Genomic DNA, 17566 nt, shown 5'->3' on the forward strand with positions numbered 1-17566 from the left:
TTCTAAAGTCCTCATTCTTATTAATAGTCATGTTACCTTGAAAAATTAGTTTTAGCCAATTTAAAAACGTCGTTTTACCCGTTTTGCGCTCTTCACTTACCAAACATAAAATTGGTAGTATTTGCGTTGGATGCTTCCAAAGAATTGTGAGATAATCTAAACCTATTTCATAATGCTCATCAAAAATGTGTTTTAAGAAGGCTTTAGTTTTTTTAAAATCACCACTTAAAAATTCATGTTGTAACTTTTCATATTCATTATAGAATCCATCAATATCTTGCTTGTAACTTACATGTGATGGTATTAAGCAAAATCCATTATATTTTTCAATTTCATCTAAATAATCCTTTCCTTCATCTGTAATTATTTCACCTTTTTTCCATTTTAATAGCGTACTCCATTTGTCTCCGCTATGTAAAGGCACCAAAGCTTTCTTATAGTATTCGGTGCCTATTCTTAAATATATGCTGTCCATTATTAAAACAATTGAACTTTTAATCTTCCAGCTCTAATAATTTGAGACGGTTTAATATCTAACTCCAAAATTATTTGTGTCATTTCAGGGTCTTTAATGCTCATTTCATTAATTTCAGAAGCAATAGCATTTAATTTCAAGGTTCTTTTACTTAAATTACTCATATTGTTTTGTAATATTTTTGAAGATGTTAATTTTGATGTTTTTTTATTGAAAGCTGAACTATTTTCTTGGATATTCTTTGAAAAATTAGACCTTTGAGGGCGTATTGAATTGAGTTTTTTAATGTTACCCATAGCACATACTTCTCCACTTAAGGAATCAAGATATTTTAATATTAATTCTGTGATTTTTTTAAGTTGAACGCTTGAGCTACTTTGCGCTAATAATTGTTCACAGCGCTTTTTCTCAATTCTGATAGCTTTTAGAAGTTCTTTTTGCATATCTGATATATTTGTTTTAGTCATCATCATTATCTTCTATATTTTAAAGATTTAACTTCAGATAATGCCACGTCAAAGTCTTGACGTTTTATAAAGACACGTCTTCCTATTTTAAAGGCGGGTAGAATACCTTTCTTAATATAATTATGGATTGTTAATTTTGCTACTCCTAATTCTTCGGCAGCTTCCTTAATGGAGAGTTTTGTGTTTTCTTTTGTAGAGAATAAAGGAGAGAGTCTCTTTTCAAATAGGGCATCTATATGACCTAGTAATTCTTGTTTAGTAAGTTCTTCAACTTGAAAAATTGTTTTCATTTATATAGTTTTACGATTAATAATACCGCTAAACTATATTGAATGAAGATGAATTAGTTTGACTTAATTTTACCTGTCAAAGAGTCAAAGAGTCAAAGAGTCAAAATAATTAAAAAGGGAAATCCACCATATTGGTCGCCTTGTCAATAAAAGATGTGTATGACAAATAAACATCTTGATTGGTGGAATTGAGGAATGCGTTGTAATTTTGCTTTGATATATTTACATTAAAAGTGTTATTTAAAGCCTGTACTTTGTCAACATCATTGCAAAACTTTAAATATCCCTTATTATCTAATTGAAACATAAGAGCACAAATAAAGAATTGAGCCCCGCGTTTTTCATATTTTACTGGAATTATAAACTCCATTTTTTCTGTAATAACCCCTTTGAGAATTAAATCACTTATAATAGTGAAATATTGCGAATTATTTATGAATAGTGATTGAGTAGTAATAATACTCCCATTTTTTTTGTTTTTATTTAAACATATTGGATTCTCTATTTTTTCAATTTCTAATTTAATATGGAAAAGCATATAACTACTTTCCATGAATTCTCTCCATAAATCTATTAAATCTGAAAACAAGAAATCATTTTCTAAATTTTTATTATCACTGAGTGTACTTCGGATCCATCCAAAAAATCCAATTTTTGGTGCATTCTCGTTTAAATACATTTGGGCGAATAAAGGATATGAACCTATAACATCATAAACTAAATCTTTCCAATTTGTAAATTCTTGATTTCGCGAAACAAGGTTATCATCATATAGAGAGTACAAATCACTTTCTGGAAATTGTTTTTGATGTTCTTGTTTTAGATATTTAAGTTTTTCGTCTTTTCCTATAAAGCCATCTAATCTATATATAAGTTTTTCTCTATCCACTTGAATACCCAATGCATCATAATTAATACAAAAACTTAAACACAGATAAACCTCTTCTAGAAACTCATCATTAAAACTATATATAACACCATTAAAATATAGAGGTACCTCAAATTCTTCAGAATTAAAACTAAAGCCTGAATTAAGGTTACTTATAAAAATAATCTCTTTTTTCAATAAAACACCAATCAAGGTTTCGTCAACCGTATCAAAGCTAACCTCTTCTAATATCCCAAAAAATTTGGGGACTAACTCTTCATTAGAATCATTTAGTATCATTTATATTATTTTTTTATTAGTTAAGCAACAATGATCCAAATTACAAATAAGCACCAAAATTTAGTGACTTACTGTTTATTAAGCCATCGAATTATGCCGTAAACATAATCAACATGCTTTTCAATTCAGCTCTAAAAGAAATAAAAAACATCAAACTTTTTGTCCCTCTATTTAACAATTAATTATCCTTGTTTTTACTTTCAGAGGTATCTTCTAACTTCCAAACATCCTGCATAAAATCATTTCTCTCTTCATTGTTTGGTTTATAATATTTATTAAAGACTTCTAGACTCCTATGCCCTGTATAACTCATAATAACCTTGTCTGGTATCTTTTTATTCTTCATAATGGTGATGAAGCTTCTGCGTGCTGTATGAGAGGATATACGGTCATATAGGTGGTCTATTTGCTCAATAATCTCCTTCCCTATTTTGGTAGTCTTTTTGATATTTTCATCAAATCCCATTTTAGAAAATGCCTCTTTCACATATTCATTAAATTTCTGATTAGATATTTTTGGTAAGTTATAATTATACTTCTCAAGTATGTAAGTTGAAAAATCATTTAAGGGCACTTTCAGGGTTTTATCATTATTCTTTTGATCCCTTACTACAATTGCGCCATCTTGAATATCCTTCTTCTGTACTTTAGAGTAATTACTATAACGCATACCTGTAGCGCATCCAAAAACAAATAAATCCCTTACCTTTTCTAGCCTTTCGTTTCCTGTGAAATCAAAATCAAATACTTCTTGAACTTGAACCAATGTTAACGCTACCTCTTCGGTTTCTTGAGCTTTAGGTGCCTTAAATTTTTGGAAGTCTAATTTATAAGTATGGTTATTCTCAACTGCCCAATACATAAAGGTTTTAAACAATCCTATATTTCTTCTTAAGGTATTAGAAGAATGCTTTTTAGTTTTAATGCAAAAGCTAACAAGGGAATTATAAAATGACTTATCAATTTGATTAAAGTAGATTTTCTTTTTTATACCTTCTTGATAATCCTCTAGCAATTTCCTGTTATACTCGTACCGTTTTATTGTAGTTGGGGAATTGGCTTCTTCTGTTTGGTCATTTTTCTTTTCATTTAAGAATAGGTCGTAAACCTCAAAAAACTGGGTTGAAATGGATTCTGTTCGTTTAAATTCTTTATTAAATTCCTCTTTTAGGCTTGCTAATAAAATCTCTCTATTAGATAGCTTATAATTCTGAATCGTATCAGAATAAAAATTATGATACCTATCTAATTGTCTTTTTATAACTCTGTGCTTTTCCGCCTTTACAGAACGTCCATTTAAGCCTTTTGGTTGCCTATTTTCAAAATCCCATTCATCAGGATGAATTACCTCTCCAGTTGAGTAAATAAATTTCCTTCCCTCGGTTTTAATATATGCAGAAAATAGTATTAACGTCTCCTTATTTCCTTTCGGTTCCTTAATATTAAATGTACTTCTCATAGATTTCCAGTTGACAGTATCGTTGACAGTAAAGGTATGTTTTAATAGTGTTTTGACCTAAAATCTAAATATAATATTTATTAACAATCCTTTGGAAACAAGCATTACGAGTACATTTAGCTATATTGAGGTACATAAGGTTCAATTACCTCTTTCTCCGCTAGGAATAGCATAAATTCCACCAAAACCCTATAAACACTATGTTTATGGGGTTTTTACTTTTCTGCAAATATCAAAATAAACCATCTAATTACATTCTATAGGTGCACTATTCGGTTCACTATTAAAAAACCTCCTACAGTGAACCGAATTTCAGCAAACACCCACAAATACAATGACTTACAGTAGGAGTTATATGAAATTTTACGTATTTTTATAAGGCATTTATAGAGTGAACCGATGTACAATACTTTTTCTATATTATTCTTTCTCCAAAAAAATAGGGTTACCCCGGATGGTAAAGCTCCTATTTACGTACGTATCACCGTAAATGGAAAAAGAGCCCAAACCACAATCAAACGTAAGGTATTAGTAGAAAAATGGGACAGCTCCAAAGGAATAGTTCTAGGCAGTTCCCCTGAATCTAAAGCAATAAATAAGTACATAGACGATGTTAGATACAAACTAAATAAAATTCAAGAACGCTTTTTAGATGCCAATAAACCATTCACGGCAATAGCTATTAAAAACCGCTATACGGGAAAAGACAACATTACTAAAATGCTCCTGGTAATATTTCAAGCTCATAATGATGAGGTAGACAGCTTAATAGGCAAAGACTTTGCCCCTGGCACTGCAGAACGTTATCGCACCACTAAAAAGCACGTGCAAGAATACATCCAGAAAGAATACAAAGTAGAAGACATACCTGTAAAGCATGTAGACCATAAATTTATTACCGGTTTAGAATACTACTTAAAAACCACTCGAAAAACCAGTCACAATACGGCCATTAAATACATTACCAATTTCAAGAAAATTATACGCATTGCCTATGCAAACGATTGGATAACTAAAGATCCGTTCTTCCATTGGAAAGCGAAACTCAAAACAATAGATCGAGAATTTCTTTCCAAAGAGGAACTTCAAACTATTATAGATAAGGAATTCAAAATCCAACGACTACAATTAGTCAAAGATATTTTTATCTTCAGCTGCTTTACCGGCCTTGCTTACATTGATGTCAAACAGTTATCCAAAAATGACATAGTAATTGGTATTGATGGCGAATTTTGGATTAAAACAAAGAGAGCCAAAACACACACGCGAAGTAATATACCGGTACTTCCCATTCCGTCAGATATTATTGAAACCTATAAAGAACATCCGCAGGTAATAAACACTGAAAAGCTCTTACCTATTTTAAGCAATCAGAAAATGAACTCTTATTTAAAAACGATTGCAGACAGTTGCGAAATAAACAAAAACCTAACCGATCATTTGGCTCGGCATACCTTTGCTACCACCGTAACATTAACCAACGGAGTTCCTATAGAGTCCGTTAGTAAAATGCTCGGTCATAAATCACTCAAAACGACACAGCACTACGCCAAAATTTTAGATAGAAAGGTAAGCGCCGATATGAATGCTCTAAAATCTATCTTAAGCAACCAAGAATTACAAGCCAAAGAAGCAAACAAATAGTTAATTCACTCACATTTAATCCTTTCATATTTTTTATTATATTTAATACCCCATCCTAAATCTCATCATTTATGAATAAGATTAACGCCTTGATTGATGATTTTAAACTAAAAATCAATAGTCTCCCTCAAGATAGACTAAATGAAATTACCTATTTAAAAAACTACGTAAGCTTAAGCAGTGAATATTTACACTTATTAAGACTATATATTCGAGAAAAAGATTTTTCATCACAATCTGATGAAATTTACTTTTTTAAAGAGGTAAAACCCCTAATCAATGGGCATTTAAAGTACTTCTCTCACGTTCATTATTATTTGCTGAATCGTCCCAAATTAAGCCTTCCTCGGCAAAGAAAATACATATATCTTATTTTAAAGAAGTTCGAAATTCAAAAAATTAGAGAATTTGATTTTGTGAAATATTATAGGCATAAAGAAACCAGGCTCGATCATATATATTTTCTTCGTGGTACAAATAACTTGGCAATTACAAATGCTATTTGTCATTTCACAGACCCGGAATTCTCAACAAGTCACGATGACCTCGTAGCTAAAATTATTACATATGATCTTTTGATGGTATATTACAAACATGAATTGAAATTATTAAAAGGAAATAAAAATTCATTACATACACAGCAACCAATTTGCATTCCTCCCGGAGTTTCATGGACAGCATCTAAAACTGACCTTGTCAAGTTAATGTATGCAACATTTGCCACCGGTGCATTTACAAATAGCAATATGGATTTAAAAAGTCTGGCCAAAATTTGTGAAACCGTGTTTAATATAGAACTCGGAAATTTCTATAAAACTTATGGTGAAATAAAAGCACGCGAAGGTAGCCGAACCAAGTTTTTAGATAAAATGCGCACTTCATTAATCAAAAAAATGGATAATGACTACAGATAATTTATCCATGGTTCTTGTCAAACTTTAAGTACACTTCTGCCCTATTCCCTTTTTCTAGTTTGTTCTAATTATGTTAAATTCTTTCGGTAGTTGTTCGGTACTACCGAAGAATTCTCAACAAACTACCTCAAATTTGCTGTATGATGGCCAGATTAATAGCAGCCATCATCTAAAGCGAAAGCTCATGATGATGGCTTTATTAAAAAACATCTAGTTAACATAAAAGCACGTATTAATTAAATCACATCATTATGCCAACAACAATCCTTACCACCGACGACCTCTATCAATTCAAAATGGAATTATTTCACGAGATTAAATCACTCCTTTCCAGCACCCAGCCTTCCAAGAAATACTTAAGGTCAACAGAAGTCATGAAGCTTTTACAACTAAGCCCAGGAACGCTTCAAAACCTCCGTGTTAATGGCACCATCCCCTACACCAAACTAGGGGGAATTATTTATTATGACCAAGAAGACATTAACAACGTCCTACAAGATAACCGCATGCATCACGTTTAGCCACAAATCCCGTGCTTGCCGCGGGATCTATTTAGTTTATTCATAACAACAACCATTCATCTGGCTTTAAGCCGAATAGTAGAATGCATAAAATTTAAGATTAAATAAACATGCCATCAATTAATTACATAAAGCACCTAAATGCGGTATTTCAACAGTTCTCTAAAGACAACAGGTTAAACCCAACGCATATCAGTTTGTATATGGCTTTTTTCCAATTATCGAATCACAGCCGGTTCCCAGTCCAGTTCCATGTTAATCGCGAAGAAGTTATGAATCTATCCAAAATAGGCTCTAAATCAACTTATCATCGGTGTGTCAAAGAATTAAATCACTACAAGTATCTAATTTATCACCCATCTCATAACCCATTTAAAGGGTCAAAAATTAACATGCTCATTTTTGGTACAACCTCTGGACAAGCAGTGGACTTAACCGTCCCAAATCAAGGACAAGCAGTGGACTTAACTGTCCCAAATCAAGGACAAGCACTGGTACCTTTATATAAACATAATAAACAAATAGAAAACATTAATAAACTTTCTAAACTAGCGCAGCCAAAAAAACAAAATGTAGTAATTGGATTTTTTAAATCCAAAAAATAGCCCACTACTGAAGCGCAAAAATTTTATAATCACTACCAGAGCATCGGTTGGAAATTAGGTGGGAAAACTAAAATTGTCGACTGGAAAGCCACAGCTCAAAATTGGATACTAAAATCCGAGGAAATTAAAAACGCACACCAACAGTCCCAAAACAAGGACAACCTAAAGACAACCAAAAACAAAAATTACAATCAGCCACTTTAAAAAAACAGCAAGATGAAAAACCTAAAACCAAATATCATCACAGAAGGCGGAATCGATTACAAACTAGGCAAAATAGAAAAAAACTGCATCCATTACGACTTTCAGAAAATCCTAATCTATCTTGAAGCCAAAGGTAAATTGTTGTTTGGTCAAGACTTCAAAATTCATGATGAAGATCACGCCATTCTTTTCAAACTTTGCATCTATACCATCCAAGACTTAGACTATTGTGCCAAACTAGGTATCGACCCAAACAAAGGTATTTTATTAACAGGCCCGGTAGGTTGTGGTAAAACAAGTTTAATGAAGCTCTTGCGTCACCTAACACCGCATCGAAGATTTTATAAAATAATCCCCTGTCGTAACGCCGTATTCAGCTTCAATCATCTAGGGTTTAAAACCATCGAAGATTATGGCAACGATGATTTCTATTGTTTTGACGACCTGGGCGTGGAACCAACCGGCAGACATTATGGCAAAGACTGCAATATGATGGGTGAAATACTATTATCTCGATATGAAATATCCCTGCGAAAGCACCAATCCTCACGAAAGTGGGGATCTCCTAATCCAAACGCAAAAAACTATCACCCCGAGCGCAGTCTAAAGATTAAAACCCACGCCACAACAAACCTAAACGCGCTAGAAATAGAAGAACGCTATGGAAACCGTGTCCGTTCCAGAATGCGAACCATGTTTAATCTACTGGCTTTTGACAAATCTTCTAAAGACAAACGATAACACCAAACATATTCTAAAATATAAGATTCACGAATTCATTACTTTAAAATAAAAACCTATGAGTAAATATTCAAAGGACAAGCGTTAAAAGCGTTCGTAGCTTTAAATTGAAGATTCACGAATTCCAAAATTTACAATGGAAACCTATGAGTAAAATTCACAAGACAAACGATAACTTTAAATCTCATTATTATGAAAAATCCAAATACCTTTTGGAATTGGTTCAAAGAAAATCAATATACAACCTCAACAAAATCATCCCTTATTCATTCCGACGACCTCTAAATCAAAATTAGCGATCTCGTGTTCCTCCCTACTAATTACTGTCCTAAATCTAAAACTTTTGTTATTGCAATAAATACATCAATGACCTTTGGAAATACCTACACCAAGGCTTATATCAAGCCACCTCTATCATGTTTCAATACCTCCTGGGAGAACATCTAGCCCATTCCAAATTAACTGACTCTCAATAAAACAATGCAAAAAAACATGAGCAAACTCTTTCATGTCTACGTCATGGAATTGTATCAAGAAAGATGCAACCTTGTTCAATAATTACAACTTTTCAGTTTTACCAAATACTTTAATCTAGTGAACTTAAAAATAAATACCTCATCGTACTGAAAAGGTACGTTCGTGGCTTTCATTTTTTATGACTTTGAAAAAACCTATTTTCAACTTCAACATACTTCCCATCAATTTCAACCAAAAACTAATATAATAGTACAGAAAGAATGAGTTACCAAAAGCTAGAATGCCAATAGGAAATTAGCATTTATTTCTTATAATTGCTCAAATCCATTGCAAAACAATAAAAGAACTTTTTCTTCACGCTCACGAAAAAATTAGGCAAATCTGATTAAAATCACATTATAGCTCAAAAACTATCGTACATTCACAATAGGAAATAAAAATTGAAAAATGTCAGAACTTGAAAACAATTATTTAGACAATCATTTTATCCACCGAAGTAATTGGTTAAGAGCAGCTGTTCTAGGTGCAAATGACGGTATTTTATCTACAGCAAGTATTGCCATAGGTATTGCTGCAGCAAGTGATTTTAGAGAACCCGTTATACTGGCAACGGTAGCTGGATTAGTTGCTGGTGCTTTATCAATGGCAGCAGGAGAATATGTTTCTGTAAGCTCTCAAACAGATGTAGAAAACGCCGACATTGAAAGAGAAAAGCAAGAACTGGAAGAAATGCCAGAAATTGAATTGCAACGCTTAGCTGAAATTTATGAGAAAAGAGGCCTAAAAAAAGAGACTGCCTTAGCTGTAGCTAAAGAATTAACGGAAAAAGACGCATTGGCTGCTCACATTAGAGATGAGTTAGGTATTAATGATATTAGTCAAGCCAAACCAACACAAGCCGCCTTTGCTTCTGGAGCGGCCTTTACTGTTGGAGGTATACTTCCTCTATTGGTAGCACTATTTCTACCTTTAAAAAACATAGAATATTATCTCTATGGTTCTGCCATTTTATTCCTGATTATTTTAGGAGGTTTAGCTGCTAAAACAGGGGGTTCTAGTATTGGGAGAGCAATAATTAGAATTACTTTTTGGGGAACAGTAGCTATGGGCCTGACAGCACTGGTCGGTTATTTGTTTAATGTGAATGTCGGATAAAAAAAATAAACATTTTAAAAGCAAACATTATGGAAAAGACAGAATATTCTAAAATATATCGAATAATTCATTGGGCAATAGCTGTTTCATTCCTGCTATTGTTAATTACAATTTTCTTACGATTAACATGGATGAATAAGTATAATGTGGCAACTATCATACAAGATTATTTGAGTGGTACCGACCAGGTTTTATCTCAAGAACAACTCATTACTTTAGCAAAAAAGATAAGACAACCTATGTGGAATTGGCATATTTACATTGGATATGTATTGACCGGATTATTTAGCATTCGTTTTATGCTTCCTGTTTTTGGACATATGAAGTTTCAATCCCCTTTTGCTAAAAGTCTGTCCATAAAGGAGAAATTTCAAAAATGGATATATCTCATTTTTTATTTCTGTGTTGTTTTTTCTTTGGTTACTGGACTTATCATAGTATTTGGGCCAAAAGAATGGAAAAATTCAATGGAAGAAATTCATGTATTAGGAATTTATTATTTGATTGGATTTATCGTACTCCATTTGGCCGGTATATTTAAAGCAGAATTTACAGATCAAAAAGGAATTATTTCAAGGATAGTGAGTGGCTCAAAAAAGGAAAATTAAAAACACGAAATCACGACAAAAAAATATAAAAAAAGAAGTTTAGAAAGAAAATAATACAAGGAAGTCACGGATGCTTTGACAAATTTCACTAAAGCTTTAGTCATCCAACTCGCCAGGTCATTTTAAAATATATTAAAAATAAGTCGTGTTGTTTTACGTGTAATCTGTTAGATCTATTGCCTTTGGCTTCATCTATACTCTATCAACATCCATAGATATTAAAACAAAATAAAGTATTGATAATTTTATATTAATTGAAAAAAGACTAATGAATTATCAAATTAAAGCTTCATCCAAACCCAATGAGGATGCTGTTATACATATAAAACAATCAAACATATATTTTGGTACGACTTCAAAGACAGCTGAAACCTTGCCAAATCCTGCCGAATTATTCTTAGGTTCTTTTACTGCCTGTATGTTAAAGAATGTTGAACGTTTTTCAGTTTTGATGCATTTTTCCTATTCTAAAGCTACAGTTGAAGTCAATGCAATACGTCTTGAAAATCCACCAAGGATGGAAAATATTGCTTACAATTTGACAATTTACAGCAGCGATAAAAAATTGAATACAGATTTACTTAAAAAGAACATAGAAAAGTTTGGCACTATATATAATACTATGAAATTGTCTTGTTCCATTTCAGGCACAATAAATACGGTCGATAATCCTTGATTGGTTACAAAATAAAGCAGATTGATTGGTTTTTAATATCTTAAGTTTTAACAAAGGACAACATATAGCAGAAACCCTTAAATTTTATATTTATGGCTCTAAATAGATTCTAAAATATCTTTCTATAATCATCAGCTTTATAGGTCTAGTTAATTGTTTTTTTCCTATTGGAAAGGTTAAACATTGTCTAACAATAAACAAATCACTTAATTCATAAATGGTAGTTTTTAAGCCAATCTTAAGAAAAACCAAATCTTAACTTAATTTATAATTGTGACTTTTACTGACTTAGTAAGTCGTTGCATGTTTCCAGGTGTTGTTATAGCAATTTAGGTAATACTGAATATGGTAAGATTGCAACCAATGGAAGGGAAGATATAGATAGATTAAAAAATGGGTAAAAAAAGGCGTATTAAAAGAAAAAGCAAGGTAAAACCTGATAAAAGTAATATTACCAAAAAGAATAAAATAGTTTGGATTATTGTTCTAATCGTTACTATCATATTAATCTGTTTTGTGCTGTTCTTAGAATTCCTAAAATACTTTGTATCTATTTGATAGATAGTTACGCATAATTCATAGTGAATTATTGATGTATTGAATTTAAAAAATAATATTAATTCATATAATGGAGCATTAAGGAAAAGTGATATTTATAGATGCTGGTCGCTAATATGAATTGATAAGTTTTAAGCCAATCTTAAGAAAAATCAAATCTTAACTTAATTAAAAATTGTAACTTTTACCCCATGAGAATTTTAATCGTAGAAGATGAGCCAGGTATCTTTAACTTCCTCAAACAAGGATTGGAAGAGGAGTCTTATGCAGTAGATATTGCCGAGGAAGGGAAAAGAGGCCTGCAATTAGCACTAACTGGAGATTATGATTTGTTGCTTTTAGATTGGATGGTACCAGGTTTGAGCGGTATTGAAATCTGTCGGCAATTCAGAACAGAATTTAAAGAGACCCCTGTCATTTTTTTAACAGCAAAAGACACGGTTGATGAAACCATCTTTGGACTCCAAGCGGGTGCTAATGATTACATCAAGAAGCCTTTTAATTTTGAAGAACTTTTAGAGCGCATCAAGGTACAACTGCGCCCAAAATCTGGGGAGCATTCTGTGTTTAAACTCGGCAATATTACACTAAACACTGCAACACATCAAGTCTTTAAATTAGAGGAAGAAATTAGCCTTACTCAAAAAGAATTTGCGTTGTTGGAATATCTAATACGCAATAAAGGTATAGTCTGCCGAAGAACCCGCATAATTGAAAGTGTTTGGGATATCCATTTTGAGTACAATACTGGGGTTATTGACGTATATATTAATGCGCTTCGTAAAAAATTAAAACTAGGAGATGATGAAAACTATATACAAACCGTTCGTGGGATAGGCTATGTAGCAAAAGAAATATGAACAACTTAAGTTTTAGAAATAGAATTGCAATACATTATATGATAGCCACTGCCGTGATTATGGCAGTGGCTTTTGCCGTTGTTTATTTTGTAGTTCAGGGTACGGTATATCAAAACCTAGATAACGACCTTTCTTTTGAAGCTGAAAAGCATACTACAGAAATTATAGTTGTTGGCGATAGTGTAAAAATAAGAAATAAACGAGAGTGGGAAGAAAGGGAGCATGGAGAGGTTCAAGTGAACCCTGTGTTTATTCAAATCCTAAATAAAAAAGGCGAATTTATGGACAAATCGCCAAACCTTAAAGAAGACGTTCTTGTCTTTAACCCAGAACAGAATTACGGCGGTCATTTTAATGAACTATTGAATAATAGAGCGATTAGACAGGTACAGATGCCTATAGAAGAAAACGGTAAAATCAAAGGGTTTATTTTGGCAGCCATGTCATTGGAAGCCTCCAAAATGGTACTGCTAAATCTGCGCAATGTGTTGATTATTTCGTATTTGTTTCTATTATCGGGACTCTATTTTATCTCTAGATATTTGGCAGGACGTGGCATCATCCCAGTAAAAATCATCACCGCTACCACAAAAAGAATCACAAAGAGCAATCTGAATGAAAGGGTCGTTTTACCCCAAAACAAAGACGAACTTTACGAATTATCTTCTGGGATTAACCAATTATTACAGCGTATTGAAAGCGCTATTGAACGAGAGCGCCAATTTACGTCGGACGCGTCACACGAATTGCGGACGCCGCTATCAACCTTAAAAGGAACTTTGGAAGTACTAATTCGAAAACCTAGGGAACGATCAGAATATGAAGATAAAATCAAATTCAGTCTTACTGAAATAGACCGAATGACGGCCATTATAGAACAACTGTTGGTGTTGGCAAGATTAGATACCAACTCAATAAAGGTGGATAGAAAGCTAGTTGCTTTACCAACCATCATTGACGACATTCTTTCAAGGCATAAGAAATTTATATTAGAAAGAAACCTCGCCATAGACTTTCATAATGGGGCTACTTTAGAAGCGCTTGTTCCGCAATATTATTCAAACTTAATCTTGGAGAACATCATTGGCAATGCCATAAAATATTCTAATGACGCTACCACGATACACATAGACATTGCGCTTCTAGATTCAAAAGTTGTTTGTGAAATTCGAGATGAAGGCATAGGCATCAAAAAAGCAGATTTGAATAATTTGTTCAGGCACTTTTTTAGATCTGATGCGCTAAACCATAAAAGTATTTCAGGAAACGGTTTAGGACTTTCCATAGCCAAGAAAGCTGCTGATGCCATACAAGCTGAAATTCTGATAGAAAGTGAATTTGGCATTGGTACCACTTTTACAATTCAATTTTAAGCCAATCTTAAGAATCACTTTAGATATTCTTTAAATTTTGGAACTATTTTTGTCAGGTTAACAGCTCTAAATTAACCTAAAATACTATGAAAATTATATTCATTGTCTGCACTTTAATGATTTCTTCAATTGCCTTTGCCCAAAATTGGGAGACTAATTGGAAAGATGCATCGGCAAAAGCAGAAAAAAACAATCAAAACATAGTGTTGGTGTTTTCAGGATCAGACTGGTGTGCACCTTGTATTAAATTGGATAAAGAAATTTGGAGCACGCCTAAATTTCAAGAACTTTCAAAAGACTCCTTTGTAATGTTGAGAGCAGATTTTCCTCGCAGAGGCAAAAATGCATTAACGAAAGAACAGCAGGACCATAATAATAGTCTGGCTGAAAAATATAACCAGAATGGATACTTTCCGTACGTGGTTGTTTTAAATCCAAAAGGCAAGGTTTTGGGAAGTTTAGGGTATGAAAAAACAAGCCCAGAATTGTATTTCAAAAAACTCAAAGCACTTGAAAAATAGTCTTTTTATAATCGCATTCATCATAACTTCTTTGGCTACTGCGCAAGATGTCGTTGTCAAGACTGTTAAACTTATGGGCAGTCGTTTTGACCTCACGGTTGTGGCTAAAGATTCTACCCAATGTTATGCATATATTGATCTCGCCATCAACGAAATTTCAAGGATTGAAAAATTGATTTCCTCTTGGGACAAAAATTCGCAGACCTCCGAAATCAATAGAAATGCAGGAATAAAACCTGTAGTCGTTGATGATGAGTTGTTTCGGCTTATAGAACGCGCCATAAAAATCTCAAAGTTGACCAACGGCGCCTTTGATATCAGTTATGCCTCTATGGATAAAGTTTGGTTTTTTGATGGCAGTATGACAAAAATGCCATCTGAAGAAGACATCAAGAAATCGGTAGAAAAAGTAGGCTATCAAAATATAATCCTTAACGAAACAACCCATTCCGTATTTCTAAAATTAGAAGGAATGAAAATAGGGTTTGGAGCTATTGGCAAAGGTTATGCCGCAGATAAAGCCAAAGAACTACTGCAAAGTAAAGGCGTAACCGCTGGGATTATAAATGCATCCGGTGACTTGAACACTTGGGGCAAACAGCCCAATGGAAAAGATTGGATGGTGGCCATTACTAATCCTTTAAATAAAGAAAAAGTCTTTTCCTGGATGCCAGTATATAATAGCGCCGTTGTTACTTCTGGGAATTACGAAAAATATGTGCGGTTCAATAATATGTTATACACGCATATTATTGACCCAAGAACCGGATATCCAGCCACAGGAATTTTAAGCGTTACCATTTTCACAAAGACGGCTGAACTTGCTGATGCTTTGGCAACATCCATTTTTGTAATGGGTGTTGATACTGGCTTGGATTTTATCAACCAATTGAATGGGGTGGAATGCATCATCGTTGATAAGGATAATAACATTATGACCTCAAAACACATAGAATTAAATCCAATTAAAAATGATTAGAAAAATAGTCTTGCTAATAGGTATTACAACAACACTGACGTCTTGTGTTGCCGTTAAAGAATACGAGAAAGTAAATATCAATGATCCTGATATGGCATTGTCACAAAGAAATATAGACAGGTTTGAAACCAATTTTCAAGTCTATAGGGAAGCTGCGGCCGGCGCCAACGGTGGAAAATCTGGTGGTGGATGCGGGTGTAATTAATTAATATAAAAGAAATTGAAAAAAATAATCATTATTGCTATTTTTCTGGTGGTTGGAAAAATAACGGCGCAACAAGATTCTACAAAAGTTTATAAAAAACGGGTATTAGAAACTACTGAAGTAGATTTTCTAACAAGTTATTATGTGCAAGATGGAACTAATGCGTCTGTAACTGGAGGTATCGGAAACGAACATCTAACCGATTTCACGCCTACCATCGTCGTGAGTATTCCTTTGAATGCGGATGATATCATTACTGTAGATGCAGGAATTTCAACCTATACCTCGGCATCATCCAGTAATGCGAACCCTTTTGATGGGGCAAAGTCAGCTGATTGGGTTACAGGAAGTCCATGGGTAGCGTCTTCTGGTGCTTCAAGACAAGATACTTGGGGCAGTGCGAGTGTCGACTATTCACATAGTTCTGATAGTAGAAATACAGTGTGGAATGCTGACGCGTCCTTTGCTACCGAATATGACTATTATTCCATAGGCTTTGGTGGCGGTGTAACCAAGTTGTTTAATGAAAAAAACACAACGGTTGGAGTGAGCGCAAAAGTGTATCTTGATGCTTGGAGCCCCGTTTATCCCACGGAATTGGAAGCCTATGCTGAAAATAACGGAAATTTGACCGATGGCTTTTTTCAGGGCGTCACTATTTTGGATCAAAATGGAAATGCAAGCGGCAATTGGCGTCCTGCAAACGGATTTACGCCGATCCAAGATAAAGCTCGAAATTCATATTCGGCCTCTTTCAGTTTTTCACAAATTTTGAGTAAGAATGCTCAAATTTCATTATTTATAGATGTGGTAAAACAACAAGGTTGGTTAGGTAACCCATTGCAAAGGGTTTATTTTGGCAATGTTCCCAATTATTATATTGGTAACTCGGCAAGTATACCTATTTATACATCGCCAAATAATACCGATGTGTTTCAATTAGCCGATGATATTGAAAGACTTCCAGATAGCAGATTTAAAATTCCTATTGGAGTACGTTTAAACTATTTTATTAATGAAACCTTTGCGTTAAGAACTTATTATAGATATTATTTTGATGATTGGGGTGTTTCAGCTCATACCGCTAGTATGGAAGTGTCTATTAAAATATCAGATAAATTTACACTCTACCCCTCCTTTAGGTATTATAATCAGACACAAGCAGATTATTTTGCACCATATGAACAGCATTTATCTACAAGTACTTACTATACCTCTGATTATGATTTATCAAAATTTAGTGCTAACCAATATGGTTTTGGAATAAGCTATACCGATATTTTTACAAAATTGCATATCTCAAAATTTGGACTTAAAAGTATTGATTTAAAATATGCTAATTATAAACGGAATACTGGCTTCGAAGCCAACATTGTTTCTTTTGGGCTAAAATTTGTATTAGATTAAAACAAGTGGTATTTAAGACTTAAATAATTATAAAAATTTGATATATCTACAACCTTGATTTTACTTTAAAATATTTAATCCAATGTTAAGGTTACCCTTAAACAATTCTTAAAATTCAAGCTTACATTTATATAAGAATTAGTTACATCTCTCTTAAAAAAGAAAATAATTACTCCCTGAACTTTTGAATGTTTTGGTTAGTGTTTATTGGTTAATTGCAACAAAAGCTCTGAGTACTCTCAGGGCTTTTGTTTTTGGT

The 17566-nt window shown here is 33.2% G+C and carries 18 protein-coding genes and 1 pseudogene; 14 read left to right on the plus strand and 5 right to left on the minus strand.

Annotated features, from left to right (window positions below; genetic code table 11):
• From ES674_RS13945 to ES674_RS13965, 5 genes and pseudogenes are all read right to left on the minus strand, one after another.
• Positions 1-475: pseudogene (locus tag ES674_RS13945) on the minus strand (helicase); the annotation flags it as partial.
• Between the two features lie 2 nt (positions 476-477).
• Positions 478-918 (minus strand): hypothetical protein, encoded by a 441-nt coding sequence (locus tag ES674_RS13950; protein WP_148405034.1) that lies wholly within the window; start codon positions 916-918, stop codon positions 478-480.
• A gap of 29 nt (positions 919-947) precedes the next feature.
• Positions 948-1232 (minus strand): helix-turn-helix domain-containing protein, encoded by a 285-nt coding sequence (locus ES674_RS13955; RefSeq protein ID WP_148405036.1) that lies wholly within the window; start codon positions 1230-1232, stop codon positions 948-950.
• Positions 1233-1341: 109 nt separating this feature from the next.
• Positions 1342-2400 carry a hypothetical protein gene (locus ES674_RS13960; RefSeq protein WP_148405038.1) on the minus strand — a complete coding sequence of 353 codons (1059 nt, stop codon included), beginning with the start codon at positions 2398-2400 and terminating at the stop codon, positions 1342-1344.
• A gap of 178 nt (positions 2401-2578) precedes the next feature.
• Positions 2579-3859, minus strand: a complete 1281-nt coding sequence (locus ES674_RS13965) for a tyrosine-type recombinase/integrase (protein ID WP_148405040.1) — start codon at positions 3857-3859, stop codon at positions 2579-2581.
• Positions 3860-4258: 399 nt separating this feature from the next.
• On the opposite strand from ES674_RS13965, the gene ES674_RS13970 reads away from it, so the two are divergent.
• The 14 genes from ES674_RS13970 to ES674_RS14035 all read left to right on the plus strand — a co-directional run bounded on the left by ES674_RS13970 (position 4259) and on the right by ES674_RS14035 (position 17307).
• Positions 4259-5503: a site-specific integrase gene (locus tag ES674_RS13970; RefSeq protein WP_148405042.1), complete on the plus strand. Its 1245-nt coding sequence runs from the start codon at positions 4259-4261 to the stop codon at positions 5501-5503.
• Between the two features lie 71 nt (positions 5504-5574).
• Complete coding sequence (locus ES674_RS13975) at positions 5575-6417, plus strand: RteC domain-containing protein (protein WP_148405044.1); 843 nt, start codon at positions 5575-5577, stop codon at positions 6415-6417.
• Between the two features lie 251 nt (positions 6418-6668).
• Positions 6669-6938: a helix-turn-helix domain-containing protein gene (locus ES674_RS13980; protein ID WP_148405046.1), complete on the plus strand. Its 270-nt coding sequence runs from the start codon at positions 6669-6671 to the stop codon at positions 6936-6938.
• A gap of 110 nt (positions 6939-7048) precedes the next feature.
• A complete protein-coding gene (locus ES674_RS13985; RefSeq protein WP_246126067.1) occupies positions 7049-7543 on the plus strand; it encodes a hypothetical protein in 495 nt (164 codons plus the stop codon).
• A 216-nt stretch (positions 7544-7759) separates the two neighbouring features.
• Positions 7760-8488, plus strand: a complete 729-nt coding sequence (locus ES674_RS13990; RefSeq protein WP_148405048.1) for an ATPase — start codon at positions 7760-7762, stop codon at positions 8486-8488.
• Positions 8489-9412: 924 nt separating this feature from the next.
• On the plus strand, positions 9413-10120 hold the full coding sequence (locus ES674_RS13995) for a VIT1/CCC1 transporter family protein (protein ID WP_148405050.1): 708 nt from the start codon (positions 9413-9415) through the stop codon (positions 10118-10120).
• A gap of 29 nt (positions 10121-10149) precedes the next feature.
• Positions 10150-10728 (plus strand): cytochrome b/b6 domain-containing protein, encoded by a 579-nt coding sequence (locus ES674_RS14000; protein WP_148405052.1) that lies wholly within the window; start codon positions 10150-10152, stop codon positions 10726-10728.
• 268 nt (positions 10729-10996) lie between these two features.
• Complete coding sequence (locus ES674_RS14005; RefSeq protein WP_148405054.1) at positions 10997-11404, plus strand: OsmC family protein; 408 nt, start codon at positions 10997-10999, stop codon at positions 11402-11404.
• A 749-nt stretch (positions 11405-12153) separates the two neighbouring features.
• On the plus strand, positions 12154-12822 hold the full coding sequence (locus ES674_RS14010) for a response regulator transcription factor (protein ID WP_148405056.1): 669 nt from the start codon (positions 12154-12156) through the stop codon (positions 12820-12822).
• Between the two features lie 38 nt (positions 12823-12860).
• Entirely contained in the window at positions 12861-14195 is a 1335-nt protein-coding gene (locus tag ES674_RS14015) for a sensor histidine kinase (RefSeq protein WP_246126068.1), read from the plus strand.
• 86 nt (positions 14196-14281) lie between these two features.
• A complete protein-coding gene (locus ES674_RS14020; RefSeq protein WP_148405060.1) occupies positions 14282-14716 on the plus strand; it encodes a thioredoxin family protein in 435 nt (144 codons plus the stop codon).
• A complete protein-coding gene (locus tag ES674_RS14025; protein ID WP_246126069.1) occupies positions 14706-15695 on the plus strand; it encodes an FAD:protein FMN transferase in 990 nt (329 codons plus the stop codon). Before ES674_RS14020 ends, ES674_RS14025 begins: the two co-directional genes overlap by 11 nt.
• Positions 15688-15900, plus strand: coding sequence for a DUF4266 domain-containing protein (locus ES674_RS14030; RefSeq protein ID WP_148405064.1), 213 nt, complete (start codon positions 15688-15690; stop codon positions 15898-15900). The genes ES674_RS14025 and ES674_RS14030 overlap by 8 nt, the downstream gene beginning before the upstream one ends.
• A gap of 15 nt (positions 15901-15915) precedes the next feature.
• A complete protein-coding gene (locus tag ES674_RS14035) occupies positions 15916-17307 on the plus strand; it encodes a DUF3570 domain-containing protein (RefSeq protein WP_148405066.1) in 1392 nt (463 codons plus the stop codon).
• The last annotated feature ends 259 nt before the right edge of the window (positions 17308-17566 follow it).

Origin of the sequence: Bizionia myxarmorum (assembly GCF_008086205.1) — a bacterium.
Classification (GTDB): domain Bacteria; phylum Bacteroidota; class Bacteroidia; order Flavobacteriales; family Flavobacteriaceae; genus Algorimicrobium; species Algorimicrobium myxarmorum.

Coding starts and splice junctions, on each gene's coding strand:
- ES674_RS14015 (WP_246126068.1), top strand. CDS start 12,861: ATGATAGCCACTGCCGTGATTATGGCAGTGGCTTTTGCCGTTGTTTAT.
- ES674_RS13950 (WP_148405034.1), bottom strand. CDS start 918: ATGCAAAAAGAACTTCTAAAAGCTATCAGAATTGAGAAAAAGCGCTGT.
- ES674_RS14005 (WP_148405054.1), top strand. CDS start 10,997: ATGAATTATCAAATTAAAGCTTCATCCAAACCCAATGAGGATGCTGTT.
- ES674_RS13965 (WP_148405040.1), bottom strand. CDS start 3,859: ATGAGAAGTACATTTAATATTAAGGAACCGAAAGGAAATAAGGAGACG.
- ES674_RS13960 (WP_148405038.1), bottom strand. CDS start 2,400: ATGATACTAAATGATTCTAATGAAGAGTTAGTCCCCAAATTTTTTGGG.
- ES674_RS13970 (WP_148405042.1), top strand. CDS start 4,259: ATGTACAATACTTTTTCTATATTATTCTTTCTCCAAAAAAATAGGGTT.
- ES674_RS14010 (WP_148405056.1), top strand. CDS start 12,154: ATGAGAATTTTAATCGTAGAAGATGAGCCAGGTATCTTTAACTTCCTC.
- ES674_RS13995 (WP_148405050.1), top strand. CDS start 9,413: ATGTCAGAACTTGAAAACAATTATTTAGACAATCATTTTATCCACCGA.
- ES674_RS13980 (WP_148405046.1), top strand. CDS start 6,669: ATGCCAACAACAATCCTTACCACCGACGACCTCTATCAATTCAAAATG.
- ES674_RS14030 (WP_148405064.1), top strand. CDS start 15,688: ATGATTAGAAAAATAGTCTTGCTAATAGGTATTACAACAACACTGACG.
- ES674_RS13975 (WP_148405044.1), top strand. CDS start 5,575: ATGAATAAGATTAACGCCTTGATTGATGATTTTAAACTAAAAATCAAT.
- ES674_RS14020 (WP_148405060.1), top strand. CDS start 14,282: ATGAAAATTATATTCATTGTCTGCACTTTAATGATTTCTTCAATTGCC.
- ES674_RS13955 (WP_148405036.1), bottom strand. CDS start 1,232: ATGAAAACAATTTTTCAAGTTGAAGAACTTACTAAACAAGAATTACTA.
- ES674_RS13990 (WP_148405048.1), top strand. CDS start 7,760: ATGAAAAACCTAAAACCAAATATCATCACAGAAGGCGGAATCGATTAC.
- ES674_RS14000 (WP_148405052.1), top strand. CDS start 10,150: ATGGAAAAGACAGAATATTCTAAAATATATCGAATAATTCATTGGGCA.
- ES674_RS13985 (WP_246126067.1), top strand. CDS start 7,049: ATGCCATCAATTAATTACATAAAGCACCTAAATGCGGTATTTCAACAG.